General features: G+C 59.8%; 9 protein-coding genes. 4 read left to right on the forward strand and 5 right to left on the reverse strand.

Annotation, left to right across the window (positions count from 1 at the left end; genetic code table 11):
* Positions 1 to 53: 53 nt before the first annotated feature.
* Positions 54 to 791: a FadR/GntR family transcriptional regulator gene (locus tag BJF95_RS01765; RefSeq protein ID WP_075637721.1), complete on the forward strand. Its 738-nt coding sequence runs from the start codon at positions 54 to 56 to the stop codon at positions 789 to 791.
* Positions 792 to 806: 15 nt separating this feature from the next.
* Positions 807 to 2,477: an acyltransferase gene (locus tag BJF95_RS01770; protein ID WP_083638650.1), complete on the forward strand. Its 1,671-nt coding sequence runs from the start codon at positions 807 to 809 to the stop codon at positions 2,475 to 2,477.
* Between the two features lie 45 nt (positions 2,478 to 2,522).
* On the opposite strand, the gene BJF95_RS01775 is transcribed toward BJF95_RS01770, so the two are convergent.
* Entirely contained in the window at positions 2,523 to 3,791 is a 1,269-nt protein-coding gene (locus BJF95_RS01775; RefSeq protein WP_075637722.1) for a glycerate kinase type-2 family protein, read from the reverse strand.
* A gap of 249 nt (positions 3,792 to 4,040) precedes the next feature.
* Here BJF95_RS01775 and BJF95_RS01780 point away from each other — a divergent pair, with 249 nt between their 5' ends.
* Both BJF95_RS01780 and BJF95_RS01785 read left to right on the forward strand, forming a co-directional pair.
* Complete coding sequence (locus tag BJF95_RS01780; protein WP_075637723.1) at positions 4,041 to 4,274, forward strand: hypothetical protein; 234 nt, start codon at positions 4,041 to 4,043, stop codon at positions 4,272 to 4,274.
* Between the two features lie 44 nt (positions 4,275 to 4,318).
* Positions 4,319 to 4,726, forward strand: a complete 408-nt coding sequence (locus BJF95_RS01785; RefSeq protein WP_075637724.1) for a hypothetical protein — start codon at positions 4,319 to 4,321, stop codon at positions 4,724 to 4,726.
* A gap of 35 nt (positions 4,727 to 4,761) precedes the next feature.
* On the opposite strand, the gene BJF95_RS01790 is transcribed toward BJF95_RS01785, so the two are convergent.
* The 4 genes from BJF95_RS01790 to BJF95_RS01805 form a co-directional block, all read right to left on the reverse strand.
* Positions 4,762 to 5,310 carry an Rrf2 family transcriptional regulator gene (locus tag BJF95_RS01790; RefSeq protein WP_075637725.1) on the reverse strand — a complete coding sequence of 183 codons (549 nt, stop codon included), beginning with the start codon at positions 5,308 to 5,310 and terminating at the stop codon, positions 4,762 to 4,764.
* Between the two features lie 110 nt (positions 5,311 to 5,420).
* Positions 5,421 to 6,797, reverse strand: a complete 1,377-nt coding sequence (locus BJF95_RS01795; protein WP_075637726.1) for an MATE family efflux transporter — start codon at positions 6,795 to 6,797, stop codon at positions 5,421 to 5,423.
* Between the two features lie 3 nt (positions 6,798 to 6,800).
* Positions 6,801 to 13,334, reverse strand: a complete 6,534-nt coding sequence (locus tag BJF95_RS01800) for a non-ribosomal peptide synthetase (protein ID WP_245297210.1) — start codon at positions 13,332 to 13,334, stop codon at positions 6,801 to 6,803.
* Positions 13,335 to 13,345: 11 nt separating this feature from the next.
* Positions 13,346 to 14,413 (reverse strand): LLM class flavin-dependent oxidoreductase, encoded by a 1,068-nt coding sequence (locus tag BJF95_RS01805; protein ID WP_075637728.1) that lies wholly within the window; start codon positions 14,411 to 14,413, stop codon positions 13,346 to 13,348.
* Between the last annotated feature and the right edge of the window lie 23 nt (positions 14,414 to 14,436).

Consider the following 14,436-nt stretch of genomic DNA (forward strand, 5'->3'; position numbering starts at 1 on the left):
AACAAGTCACCCGAAGACGCATCTGCCGGGTGAGATTTGACTGAGGAATAACCGTGGCCGCATATACAGGTGTAACCCGTGGCAGCAGAACATTGGCCTGGCAGGTCAGTGAAGCCCTGCGCAAAGCCATTCTGGACGGTGATTACACACCGGGCGACAAATTGCCGAGCGAGGCGCAACTGACCGAAATCCACGGCGTCAGCCGCACTGTTGTGCGCGAGGCAGTGGCCGCTTTGCGCTCAGACCATCTGGTGGAGGCGCGCAAAGGGGCTGGTGTGTTCGTTCTGCCCCGTCCCGATGATGCAAGGCCTGTTGCGCTGATCGACAAGGTCCGGCTGGCGTCTGATCTTGAAATTCTGGAAATCCGCACCCCCATTGAGGTTGAGGCTGCGGGGCTTGCTGCCCTGCGCCGCTCGCCCGCCCATGAAGAGGTTATTCTTGATCGTCATGCTGCAGTCATGACCTGTATCGAGGCGGGAACATCCATTCGGGCGGCAGATTTTGCGCTGCATCTGGCCATTGCCGATGCCACGCATAATCCACTGTTTCGTGAGTTTCTGGAACAGCGCGGCACCTCCGCCATTCCGCAATCCAAACCGGTTGCAGAGGATCAGCGCGAGGCAGATGCCTATCGCCGATTGATTTATCAGGAACATGAAGCCATCGTGCTGGCGATTTCCAATGGTGATCGGGATGCCGCCCGCAGCGCCATGCTGCACCATCTCGAAGGCAGTCAGGTGCGCTACCGCGCCCTGTTGCGCACCGAGCGCATGCGCCCAAGTCAGCTCTAGCAAGTCAGCTCTAGCATGAAAAAAGACCCTGACGCATTGGATGACAGCACAGCGCCAGCCACCAATGCGGCACTGAGCAAAGACCGGTTGAATTTTCTGACCTGGGAGCGAAAAGCAGCCGATATTAATGCACCGGAGCATCAGGCCCGGCTGAAGGCGCTGGAAGCCCATGCCGGAGCCAGCTTTGGCCCCGGCACCTATATTGCCGAACACGCTGCCATTCATACGCAACGCTTGATCATGGGCGCACAGTCATGGATCGCGGGTCACGCGCTGGTGCGGGGCGATGTGGAAATGGGCGATGATGTTTCCATCAATGCCTATGCCTGCCTGTCGGGAAAAGTGCGGCTCGGGCATGGCGTGCGCATTGCCTCGCATGTCAGCATTGTTGGCTTCAACCACGGTTTTGAAGATCTGCAAACGCCCATCTATCGCCAACCCTTGACCACGCTTGGCATTCACATAGACGATGATGTCTGGATTGGAGCCAATGCCGTGGTGCTGGATGGCGTCACCATCGGCAAGGGTGCCATTATCGCAGCCGGTGCTGTGGTGGCCAAGGATGTGCCAGCCTATGCCATTGCCGCCGGTGTTCCGGCCCGCGTGGTGCGCATGCGCCAGCAGGCATCGCCACTGCAAAGCCCTGAGACAAGGGCCGAAATTGCCTTGCGCAAACTGGACGCCATAGCACTGGCAGATTGGCGCGCGGTGCTTTCTCACCACCGCCATGCCGACGATTACCAATCTGCGGACGCCAGCGGCGCAGTCCGGCGCAGCATACGGCATCTGTGCGACGCCATTGAAATTGCCGCAGCCTTCGGCGGCGAGCGCGATGTCTTTGATGTTGAACCCACCATCCAGCGTCTGCAAGCGGTGCAGGAGCAAACCACGGGCCTGTTTCCCGATCCGTATCACCAGCCACAACATCCACTGCGCGATGATCCGCTGGCGCTCTACAATGTGCTGGCGGTAGGGTATGCGCTGGAATGTCTGGGCGCAAAACCGCTGTATCCCGTCACGCTTGTCGAGGATTTGACGGCACCGGCGCTGATCGAATGGCTTGAATCCCTGCCCTGGCGCACCCGTGCCTGGCACAGCGGCGCAACGGTGGATGCCATTGCCACGGCGCTCTATTTCAATGCGCGTTATTTCAACTCGGGCTCCAATCGCCATGTGCTGTTCGGCTGGCTGGCGTTGAACGCAAACCGCGTGACGGGTCTGTGGGGCAGCCCAACCGAAGCTGAAGGTTTTCTACAACCCGTCAATGGTTTTTATCGGCTCTCACGCGGGTCCTATGCGCAATTTGGCCTGCCCCTGCCCTATCCTGAAAGAACGATCGATTCCGTCCTTGGCCATTATCGTGCCTATAAGGGGTTTTCCGGCGTGCAGTTCAATGCCTGCAATCTGCTGGATACAATTCACCCTCTGCTTCTTTGCCTGAAACAGACAGACCATCGCCGCGAAGAGGCCCGCGCAATTGCCTTTTCGCTGATTGAGACGCTCTCAAACGGCTGGACACGCCAACACGGCTACGCCTTTGCAACGGGGCAAGACACCAGTTTGCAGGGAACAGAAATGTGGCTCTCAGTCCTGTGGCTTGCAGCGGAGCTGGTTGGCCTATCGCATCACCTTTCGTTCACACCAAAGGGTGTTCATCGCTTTTCGACACCGATCATAATCGGCTAATGCATGTCGCAGTGAATAGGATTCACTGCGACATGCTTTACAGAATCATCCAATCAGGATCGCCCGAATATCGTTAACATTGGTCAGCGTTGGACCGGTGACAACCAGATCGCCAATGGCCTTGAAAGCCGTGTAACTGTCATGGTTGGCCAGGGCCAAACGCGGCGCGATACCCGCCTGCTTCAGCCGCAAAAGCGTGTCTGGCCCGATGATTGCACCTGCGGCATCCTCGACGCCATCGATTCCGTCGGTATCACCTGCAATTGCCCAGACAGAATCGAGACCGTTCAGACCAAGGGCAAGGCTAAGCAGGAATTCAGAATTGCGTCCGCCCCGCCCAGGACAGCCCTTCGGCAGGGACACGGATGTTTCTCCGCCCGACAAGATGACGGCTGGAGCAGAGACGGGAAGCCCCTTGATCTTCACTGACTGGGTAATCCCGGCAAAGACAGTGCCAACCTCACGCGCTTCGCCCTGCAATGCATCGCCCAAAATCACGCTGTGCAATCCCTCTTGTCTGGCAATCTCCGCGGCCGCTGCCAAAGCCATGGAAGGCGAGGCAATCAACCGGACATCAACATTCATTGGTGGAGAGGGGAGCAGGTTTTGCTTTTGCGCAAGAACCTCCTGTGCCGCCAGCGGCAAATCAAGCTTGTAGCGTGCGACAATCTCGCGGGCATCCTCAAGCGTTGTCTGCGTTGGCACGGTCGGTCCCGAAGCAATCTCCGAAGGATCGTCACCCGGCACATCGGAAATAACCAGCGTGACAACCTTTGCAGGATAGGCCGCCTGCGCCAGGCGCCCGCCTTTGATGGTGGACAATTGCTTGCGCACCGTATTCATTTCCGCAATCGTCGCCCCACTGGCCAGCAGAGCAGCGTTTACGGCCTGCTTGTCTGCCAAGGTCATCCCACCCGCCGGGGACACGAGCAACGAGGAACCACCGCCGGAAATCAGCGCGATGACCAGATCGTCGGGACCAAGGCCTTGGACGCTTTCGAGAATACGCTTTGCGGCTTCCACGCTCATGGCATCAGGAACCGGGTGAGCGGCCTCAATAATCTCGATCCGCCCCGCGGGCACAGCGTGGCCATAACGTGTGACCACAATGCCGCTCAGGTCAACATCCTGCCAGGCCATGTCGAGCGCCGCTGCCATGGCAGCCGAGGCTTTGCCGGCCCCAATCACCACACATCGCCCGGAGGGGCGCTCGGGCAAATGCGCGGCAAGCACTTTGGCCGGATCGGCGCTGGCAACCGCAGCATTGAAAATACGACGCAGCGTGGCCCGTGCGGAGGCGTTGTTCCAGCTCATTCTGCAGCTGCCATTTTCAGGATATTGGACGCTGCGATTGCTCGGCAGACGGCATCCCTAACCTGTACGGCGGTGACAACCTCGGGGGCAATCTTGTCTTCACGCATCAGAATTCTCCGTATCTACGTTTTACTTTGGATAGAGGCCTTGCGAACCCCGGAACGCGCAGCACAGCGCGCCAGAATATACGTTACCACCGCCGACACCACCAAGATTACCGATTGAGTTGATGGTGGCAATACCAACCACATGCCAGATCCGCTCTCCATGCTGGTGCCAATGCCTGTGCACGATTTTCGCGCGATCAAACCGGAGATGCTGACCCGGTTGAACGCAAAACTGTTGACCGGAAGGCTTGCCGTCATTCTCACAAGGGTCCGGCTGCGCGACAGTATGCTGGACCTTTTGACCGACACGCAGCCTGCGCTGGCGAAAAAAATCGACCCCTACGGTCCTAACCCGAACCGCTCACACGTCTATTGATCAGAAACCGAACTGAGTTTAGGCAATAGGGCGAGGAGAGAGGGATGATGCATTTCACACGCGAAACCATGACCGTATTTGCAATCCTCACCACCTTTGCCTGCACACCGGACCGTAAGTTTGCCTTCCGGGAACTTGCCGAATTGTGCAATGGCCCTTCAGGGAAGATCATCAAAAGCATCTTGCTGTTGCTCCGGCATGGACTGCTGCAACGCGAGCCAGATGGTCGCGTGGCGCTTGCCATCAATCCGGCTGGCGTAACGCTCGGCACCATTCTGCGCCTCACCCAGACGGATCTTTTTCAAGGTGATAAACACCGCAGCCATGCGGATGAGAATGTGCTCACCCTCGCCGTCGAGGCCGCAGCCGAGAATTTCTTGCGAATGGCTGACCAGTTCACGCTCAAGGATCTAAGCGCGGATGACCCATCCAAGACATGCGACGCGGCATAGTGGATACGATTGCTGCCCGGCAACGTCAGCACAGATCAGGCGTCGGCATCGACGCTGTCGTCCACGGGAGACGAACGAGGGACAGGTAACTCGGGCACAGGCAACTGGGGCACAGGCAAGCGCATCAGACGCTCGCGCGCCGGTCGGGAGGTTACGAGACTGCATTCAAGACACGCAATAGCGGAGCTATCGGGCGAGGCCACAAGGTCCGCAACCGTGAAACGGTCGAGTAGTCGGACAAGGAAGGATGAAGCTGCTGCAACGATGCCATCAAGCAAGGGCTGCCCTTTGAGCGTACCCGGTTCCGGTTCTTCCGCGCTGCCGTCCAGTTCCGGCTGGGTGATGCGCAGCACGTCGGCGAGCCTGATGTCCTTAGGGTCGCGCGCAAGGCGCAGACCACCACCCGGCCCGCGATCGCTGTTGAGAAACCCGTTGCGCACCAGAAGCGCAACAACTTGATAGGCATGATCCCGCGTTGCGCCGACCTCTTGCGCCAGATGCTGGGCAGGGTACTTCGTCGATGGATTTTTCGCGCAAGCTGTCAATATACCGATCGCAATTTCGGATTGCCGTTTCAGGCGCATGGATGGCACTATCAGGTCAGTTAATCGTTAAGCCATAGTCGCATATTTGGCGGGTGGTGACCATGGGCAAATGTTTCAAGATCAATTGGACATCGTTGCACAAGACAAGGTCATGCGACGACATTGCGCAGCCATCCGCGCGCCTGCCAGCGCGCGAGCATGAAGCCAGCCTTCAATGTTTCTTCGATGATCAGCGCGTACCAGACACCTTCAACCCCGTAGCCTGCGTGCACGCAAAACAGCCATGCCAGCGGCAGGCCAAGCCCCCAGGTCAAGCCGATACTGACGATAACCGGGACCCGTGCATCACCGACAGCCCTGAGCGAATGCAGCAACACTGTATTGAAGGCAAAGCCCGGCTGGATGAAGATTGTCAGCAGCAACAGGTCTTTGGAGAGTTTCAAAACTTCGCCGGTCTGTCCGAACAATCCGAGATACTGAGCGGAGAAAAGCCAAAAAAGAAGCGCGATCGTTGTCGTTGCCAAGCTCGCAGCAAAGCTGGAGCGCAACGCCTGACGATAGGCGTCCTGCCGCCGCCCTTCGCCCCAGCGATAGCCGACGAGCACTTCGTTTCCCTGGCTCACAGCCATGATGACAAGGACGAGGAACGTCATGGCAAGCATGACATAGGTACGGCTCAAAACACTGGAGACGCCGTATCCCGCAACGAAGCCGAGCAGCACAAGCTGGTAAAAACCGTAGCCGATATAGTCGGAAACACTTGGAAAGGCGAGAACGAGCATTCGCCGCACACGCAAAAACTGCACCTTGAACGGCCCAGACACGAGACGAAGACCGAGCACGCAATAGACCGCAAGGCCGAACATCAGCGCCATTGCCATCCTGGAGCCGAGCGTCGCATAGGCCGCACCTGTCACCCCAAGAGGCGGAATTGGCCCCGCACCAAGCACAAGAACATAGGTTGCGCCGATGTAAATCACCGACAGGACGAGACCGGTCATCACGATCACGCGGCTGCTGCCAAAAGCCCTCAGGCAGGAGATTGCCGCGGAGGCAAGCGCATTGAAAGCCATGGCAGCGGCGGCCACGGACAGATAAAGGCTTGCATCGTCAACAATTGATGCCGGGACATCGAGAATCCGCAAGGTCACCGGTCCACAGAGAAACAGAAGACCGCCAATCAGAAGGCCGATGAGCGTGTTGGTCAAGACTGCAAGTGCCGCGATCTGGCGGGCACCCTCCTCGTCACCCCGGCCCAAACTGTGCGATATCAGAATGACCGCACCGATCCCGACCATGCTTGAGATCTCGAAGACCACCTGAAGCACTTGCCGCGCAATCGCCACCGCTGCTGCTGCGTCAGTGGAATAGGCGCTCACAATCAGCATTTCCGACAGCATGACCACGAAGGTCAGCAGCGAATGCACGAACATCGGCAGGCTGAGCCGAAAAAGCGTCTTTCTTGTCCGCGCGGATGGCGGGCGACGCAGGAGATCCGCATCGCCAAGGGTTTCAACTGTCTCCATGCGTCAGGCACCCGTGCGTTCTGCCCGCAGGCCACGACGACCCAAAAGGCGATCGCGACCCGTCTGGCGCAAGAGGCTCCTATCACGTCCAGACCACTCGCCTTCACGACCGGCTTGGAGTTGTGCAATATGAGCGGCCAGAGTTTCCAGCGTTGGAAACCGGAAGAAGGCGGTAATATCAATCGATATTCCAAAACGCTGGTCGATCACCCCCTGCAACGAGACAACGAGCAGCGAATGACCGCCGCATTCGAAGAAATTGTCACCGGGACCAACATGGTCGATTTTAAGCGCCTCTCGCCAGATCGCAGCGAGCGTTGCGGCAGGTTCGCCGGACACCGGCGGACGCGTTTGCAGCAGTGCCAGTTTTGGCCGGCAGGCCGGAAGGGCACGGCGATCAACCTTGCCGTTTGGCGTGAGCGGGAAGGCATGGAGCACGACATAGACCGATGGCAGCATGTAGAGCGGCAGGCTATCGGCCATATGGGGTCCAAGCTCCGCGCTCGCCTCCCCGACAAATGGCTCTCGCCAACGCAGATAGGCGACAAGCTGCTTGCCAGCACCACCATCCTCAACCAGCACTGCCGCTTCGGCAACGCGTGGATGGGCCGCGAGCCTCGCCTCGATTTCTCCGAGTTCGATTCGGTAGCCGCGCAGCTTCACCTGATTGTCGATCCGACCGAGAAAATCGAGGGTGCCATTCTCGGCCAAACGCACAAGGTCGCCAGTGCGGTAGAGATGGTAGCCGTCCTGAGGACCCCGCCGGAAAGGGTTGGGGATAAACCTGTCTGCCGTCAGGCCGGGTTTGCCCCAGTAGCCCGGACTCAAGCCCGCACCGCCAATGTGCAACTCACCCGGCGTGCCAGGAGGTACCGGTTCGCCACGCCGGTCAAGAACATAGAGTTGGGTATTCTGGATGGGGCCAGCAACTGCGACACTATTATCGCTGAGGTCTTCACGCCGAACCTCAGTGGCCGCTGACCAGATGGTTGTCTCGGTTGGACCGTAAAGATTCCAAAGGCAGTCGCCGCGATCGAGCAACTCGGCCGCAAGACGGCTGTCCAGCGCCTCACCGCCGCACAGCATGCGAAGCCCATGAGCGCCGTGCCACCCCGCCTCGATCAACATGCGCCACCCGGCAGGCGTTGCCTGCATGACGCTCGGCTGCACGCGATCCACGAGCGCGGCAAGACGCCGACCGTCGCGGGCAATAGCGCTCTCAGTAAGCAGCACTGTTGCGCCTTGCGACAGGGGGGCGAACAATTCCAGCCCGGCAATGTCGAAGCCAATCGTGGTCAGCGCCAGCAGGCGATCGTCCTCGCCCATCCCCGGCTTTTCGGCCATGGAATCGATGAAATTGGCAAGCGCACCATGGGTGATTGCCACACCCTTTGGCTGGCCGGTGCTGCCGCTGGTATAAAGTAAATAGGCGAGATCATCGGCCTGCACCGCAACAGGTTCGAAGGATGTTGACGCACCGCCGAATATCTGGGTCGGGTCCATCACCGGAACATCTTGCGGCATCATCGCCCGCTCGCGGTCCTCAAGATCTGTCAGCACCAGCGCCGCACCGGAATCGGCCAGCATGTAGGCAATGCGCTCTGCCGGATAGTCGGGATCAATTGGCAGATAAGCCGCACCCGACCGCATGACCGCCAGCAGCGAGGGCAACAGTGCCCTTCCCCGTCGCAGATAGACCGCAACGACCGCACCCCGACCGATGCCGCGCTGGTAAAGGCGAAGGGCAAGAGCATCCGCATAAGCAACGAGATCGCCATAGGTCATGGTGCTGTCGCGGCCCTCACCCACCTGAATGACAGCGGCTTTGCCCGGTTCACCTTTCGCCCGCGCAATGATCTGGTCGTGTACGGTCACACTTGGCCGCGTCTGCGGACCTTGGCCCATCTGGAGCAGAATTTCACGCTCATCGGCATTGAGCATATCGATGGTGCCGAGGCAGGCTTGCGGATCATCCGCGATGGACGCAAGCACAGTCTCGTAATGCCGCAGCAGACGATCGGCACCCGTGGATGACAGGCGGGATGGGTCTGCGGCAAGCGCAATCTCAATCTCGGCACCGGGGAAAATCCGGAGCGACAGCGAATAATGCGTGCGCTCATAGCTGCCGGGATCGGTGAGGTTAAGCGTATGCGTTCCTTCCGCAAAGGCCGCCTGCATCGAAAGTGGCAGATTTTCGATAATCAGCAACGTGTCGAACAGCGGTTGATCGGCGGTCTTGCCAGCCCAGCGCTGAATATCGGCAAGCGCTGCATGCCCATGCTTTTCCCGCTGGCGATGCGCCGTCTGAAGGCCCTGAAGCCATTCGGCGAGCGTGTCATCCGGTCGTGTCAGGGCGCGAAACGGCACCGTGTTCAAAAACAGGCCAATCATGCGGTCTGCATCTGGCAGGTCCGGCGGACGGCCCGATAGAACCGTTCCGAAAATCACATCATCTTCGGCCCCATAGCGCGATAGCAGCAGCGCCCAAGCGCCTTGCAGCACGGTGGCCAACGTCAACCGCTGCCGCCGCGCCATGGCGGCAAGCCGCGTTGCAAGCCCTGCATCAAGGCTGCGCCGGATCTCGACAATGGCCTCGGGCATCGTCTCGCTAATTTTCGTCTCCCCGAAAAGACCGCCTTGAGGCAGATCGGCAAGAGCGTGCGTCCAATAGGCTTGTGCCGCAGCACTATCCTGCCGGTCGCGCCACGCCACGTATTGGCGATAAGACGGCGGCGGCACCGGCAGGCTTTTGCCAGCATAGGCCTTGAGCATTTCACCGACAAGCAGCGAGCCGCACCAGCCGTCCATCAACAGGTGGTGGAAAGTCCAGACGAAGCGATGGCGATTGGGACCGAGCCGGATCAGCGCAAACCGCAAAAGCGGTGCAGCATCCAGCGTAAAGCCACGACGGCGATCCGCCTCCAGCCATGCCGCAAAGGCTTTTTCCTGTCCCGCCGCGTCGTTACCCGACCAATCCGCTTCGCGCCATTCGGGCACAACCTCCTCTGCAATGACCATGATGGGCCGCTCGACATCCACCCAACGGCAGGCACCGCGCAAGACCTCGTGGCGGACAATCACCCTCTCCCACGCTGCTTTGAAGGCATCCACATCCAGCGGGCCTTCCAGCACACACCAGCATTGCTCGATATAAGTGCCTGAGGCTGGGGCCATCAGACTGTGGAACAGCATGCCCGTCTGCACCGGCGTCATCTCGAAGCTGGACCCGCTTTCGGCAACCTCGACTGCCTGAACCTCGCTCTCGGCAGCGGAAGCGGCGGCAGCTTGAGCCGCGATTGTCTGCAACTCGAAAATCTGGGTCGGCTCAAGCTTCAGCCCCTTGGCCTGGGCCTTCGCGACGATCTGAACCCCGATAATAGAGTCCCCGCCGAGATCGAAGAAATTATCCTCGATGCCAAAATCCTCGCGCCGCAGCACGGTCTTCCATATCGCCAGCAGCGTCGCCTCGGTGGCATTGCGGGCTGGAACCGGCTCCGCCTGCGTTGTGGAAAGCTGTGGGATCGGAAGCTGTTTGCGATCCACCTTGCCATTCGGGTTGAGCGGAAATTCCTTCATCATCACAAAGGCGGTGGGCACCATGTAGCGCGGCAATTGCGCCGACAGCGACTGGCGCAGCTTGCGCTCAATCTCACCATCGTTGGTCGCGGGCAGATCGTGTGTCAGCACATAGGCAATCAGCCGTTCGCTTTCTGCGTCAAGCGTGACAATGGCCTGCTCAACGACGCTTTCGCGCAGCAATTTGTCCTCAATCTCGCCAATCTCGATGCGATAGCCGCGCAGCTTGACCTGAAAATCCGTGCGGCCGATAAATTCAATCTCGTCACCTGCCAGACGAACAACCGCATCACCTGTGCGATAGAGCCTAAGCGCAGAGCTGTTTTCATCGCAGAACGGGTTCGGCACAAAACGGGCGGCTGTCAGCGCCGGGCGGTTCCAGTAACCGGGGCTGAGGCACGGCCCGCCGATATAGAGTTCGCCGCCAATGCCGCGCGGCAAGGGCTGCATATAGGCGTCGAGAACATGGAGATGGGTATTGTCGAGAAGGCCACCAACCGGCACCTTGCCGCTTTCCGCATGGGCGCGGGTGACCCTGAGCGCGCTTGCCCAGATTGTCGCCTCCGTCGGCCCATAGACGTTCCACAGCTCTTTCGTGCGATCAATCAGCTTGCGGGCAAGCGGTGCATCCAGTGCCTCGCCGCCGCACAGCGCTATCAGATGCGGCAATCCCTCCCAACCGCTGTCGATCAACATGCGCCAATAGGCGGGCGTTGCCTGCAAATGCGAGATGCGATCCGTGACAAGCACATCGGCAAGCCGCTGTGGCGCAAGCAGCAGGTCCTGACCGTAGAGCACGGTGGTTGCACCAACGTTGAGCGGCAGAAGCATTTCCAGAATGGAAATGTCGAAGGTAGGCGTGGTGATTGCCAAAAGCCGATCACCGGGCGCAAGCCCCGGCGAGACGGCCATGGAGCGCAGGTGATTGAGAAGGCTTGCATGGCCAATCGGCACGCCGTTCGGTCGGCCCGTGCTGCCGCTGGTGTAGAGAAGATAAGCGATGCGCGCAGGGTCCGAAGGCGGCAGGACGGAAAGGTTTTCGCTGACCGGCAGCGGAAGAGTCGGGTCAAAAGAGCGCTGGGCCGGATAAAGGTCTGCCTTGTCCGTCAGCACGAGGCTGACACCGGAATCCTCAAGCACATAGGCAACCCGGTCAGCCGGATGGTCGGGATCGAGCGGAACATAGACCGCACCCGCCTTCAGAATGGCAAGGAAGGCGATGACGGATTGTCCCCTGCCCGGCAGCGAAACGGCAACCCGATCGCCGGGGCAAACCGAAAGGCTCACAAGCGTTTCGGCAAGCGCATCCACATCTTTCTGAAGTGTGCCATAGGTCCAACTGCGGCCCTGACTTTCCAGCGCAATCGCATCGGGTTGGCGGAAGGCAACTTGCGCAATCGCATCCTGCACGGTGATGTCAGGCACGGGCCGCACGGCAGGCGTTCCAAGGGCAACCACGGCGGCATGCTCTTCGTTTGTGAGATAGGCAAGCGTTGGCAGCAGAGCATTGGGAGCTTGCAGGATGGAGCCGAGCAAAACCTCGAAATGGGCGGCCATGCGCTCAATCCGCCAGGCATCGAAGATCGCTGCGCGATATTCGATGTTCAGCAGATAGCCGGATTCCCGCTCCATCACATACCAACTGAGATCGACCTTTGTTTCCCGCAGCCGTGCTGGCTGTTGGCGCACCTTGAGGCCGCCGATGCCGAAATCGATCTGCTCGGCATTCTGTGCGCGATAATTTTGCGACTGCAACTGGAACATGACCTGCGAAAGCGGGTTCTGCCGTTGGTCGCGGCTCATGCCAAGTGCTTCTGAAATCAGCGGAAAGGGAAATGCCTGATGGTCGAGCGCATCCGAGAAGCGCTCCTGCACAGCCCCGACCCACTGCGAAAATGTCATGCGCGGGTCGAGTTGCGCGCGCAGCACCAGCGTGTTGGTAAACAGGCCAATCAGCCCTGCCGCAATCGGATCGTCCCGCCCGGCAACGGGCACGCAGACGGACAGGTCCCGCTCGCCACTGTAGCGATGAAGCAGCAGCGTGAAGGCCGCAGCCATCACGACAAAAGGCGTCGTTCCAAGCTGGCTGGCGAGCAAGGCGACCTGCGACGACACCGAGACGGGAATGATCCGTGTCACGGTGGCCGCCGTCATGTCAACGCTGCTGCTGCGGGACCGATCGCTTGGCAATTCCAGCGGCTTGAGATCGGCCAGCGTTTGCTTCCAGTAGCCGCGGGCGCGTTCGCAATCCGGGCTTGTAAGCCATGCCTGTTGATCGAGAACCAGATCACCAAAATCCCGAGTGATATGCGAAAGATCGGGCGTTGCACCCACGGCATAGGCGCGGTAGCAGGCCGTCAGCTCGCGCATCAGCACACCGCGTGACCAGCCGTCCGCAACGATGTGATGGAGGGTGATCGCCAGCAGGTGATTGCCCTCATCCTGCCGGAAGAGATGTGCCCGGATCAGCGGTGCCTTTGAGAGATCGAAAGATTCCGTGGCAACAGCCAGCGCCAGCGCCTCACCATCCTCGCCTGTCACCTCCAGATCGGTAAAGCCCATGGCAAAATCATGGGCTGGATGAACCTGCTGCCAAGGCTCACCGGCCTCCACCGGAAAGGCGGTCCTGAGCGGTGCATGCCGGGAAACGATCATTGCAAGGCTGCGCTCAAGGGCTGCACGATCAAGCGGCCCCTCAAACCGCCAGCGATACGCAACGTGATACGCAGAACTTGCGGGATAGAGGCTCTGCTGGAGCCAGAAATGCTTCTGGCCGGGTGTCAGCGGCAGGCGCTCGGTGCGGGTTGGCACCCTTGGCGTCTCATGTGGCGTCTCTTGCGGTGCTACCCGTTCCCAGGCGATCCCACGGGCTTCGAGCTGGCGGCGGAAAGCCTCGCGTTCGGCAAGACCCAGCGCCGCAACGCGGGCGCGCAGCGCCAGAATCGGATCGGCAGAGTTCACGGGCAGTCTCCCTATACGGCTTCGGCGATTGCAGGCTTTGGCGCATGCTGGCGCGCAAGCCGCGCCAGATGCGGCAGACCGCCCATGACGAGATCGTAATCCTGCACGAAGTCGATCAGGCAGGCGATTTCATCGATGCCCGCCGCCGCCAGCGCTTCCACGGTCTCCGCCGTGCTTTCCGGCGTGCCGATGAGCGAGCGGCCCTTGATAAAGCCCTCAACCCCGAACTCGATCAGACTGTCGAGATCGTCCCGGCTGAAATTTTCGAGCGCAATATCAAGACCCATGCTGCGGGCCAGCCCCTCAAGCAGATGATAATGGGTTCTGAGATAATCGCTGAAAGGGCCTTTGACATTGGCCTTCACAGTCTCGACATCGCCGCCGAGGTAGGTGTGCACCATGATGGTGACGGTGCCCGCAGCCGGGTCAAAGCCGTTCTTTTCCAGCGACCGGCGGTAGGCGGCAATTTTGGGCGTCAGGCTTTCCAATGTCTCGCCGAGCAGCGCCGTCAGCACATTGATGCCGCGACGGCCCGCTTCCACAAAGGTCTCCATGGACTGGCAGGCCACCCAGAAGGGCACGCGCGGCTGAATTGGGCGCGGCAGCGTCTTTGCCTCAACGGCATTGCCTTCAGTATCTTCAAAGGTGAGCGTCTCGCCAGCAAGCAGCCTGGTGACCTGATCAAAGCTCCGCCACATCAGGCTGCGGCGGCTGCCGTGCGGCTCACGCGACAGCACGAATTCGTTGCGCGTCCAGCCCGACGCAATCGCCACACCCACACGGCCTTGTGAGAGATTGTCCACCACGGCAATTTCTTCGGCCACGCGCACGGGATGATGAAGCGGCAGAACAATGCTGCCGGAGCGCAACTGCACCTTCTTTGTCACCATGGCCAGTGCGGCATGGATCATCGACGGATTGGGATAGAGGCCACCGAAGGCATGAAAATGGCGCTCCGGCACCCAGAGCGCGCTCAGGCCATTGTCATCGGCAAATTTTGCGCTGTCCATCAGCAGTCGATAGCTGTCACCGCTGGCAGCAGAGCCATCGCCATCAAAATAGAAGAGGCTGAATTTCATCGTCGTCGTTCCTTTACGTATTG

It is taken from the genome of Rhizobium oryziradicis, from assembly GCF_001939045.1.
In the GTDB taxonomy this organism is placed as follows: domain Bacteria; phylum Pseudomonadota; class Alphaproteobacteria; order Rhizobiales; family Rhizobiaceae; genus Allorhizobium; species Allorhizobium oryziradicis.

What these genes read in the sequence shown, in the direction of transcription:
- BJF95_RS01780 (WP_075637723.1), top strand. Translation starts at nt 4,041, where the DNA reads ATGCCAGATCCGCTCTCCATGCTGGTGCCAATGCCTGTGCACGATTTT.
- BJF95_RS01790 (WP_075637725.1), bottom strand. Translation starts at nt 5,310, where the DNA reads ATGCGCCTGAAACGGCAATCCGAAATTGCGATCGGTATATTGACAGCT.
- BJF95_RS01770 (WP_083638650.1), top strand. Translation starts at nt 807, where the DNA reads ATGAAAAAAGACCCTGACGCATTGGATGACAGCACAGCGCCAGCCACC.
- BJF95_RS01795 (WP_075637726.1), bottom strand. Translation starts at nt 6,797, where the DNA reads ATGGAGACAGTTGAAACCCTTGGCGATGCGGATCTCCTGCGTCGCCCG.
- BJF95_RS01775 (WP_075637722.1), bottom strand. Translation starts at nt 3,791, where the DNA reads ATGAGCTGGAACAACGCCTCCGCACGGGCCACGCTGCGTCGTATTTTC.
- BJF95_RS01785 (WP_075637724.1), top strand. Translation starts at nt 4,319, where the DNA reads ATGATGCATTTCACACGCGAAACCATGACCGTATTTGCAATCCTCACC.
- BJF95_RS01805 (WP_075637728.1), bottom strand. Translation starts at nt 14,413, where the DNA reads ATGAAATTCAGCCTCTTCTATTTTGATGGCGATGGCTCTGCTGCCAGC.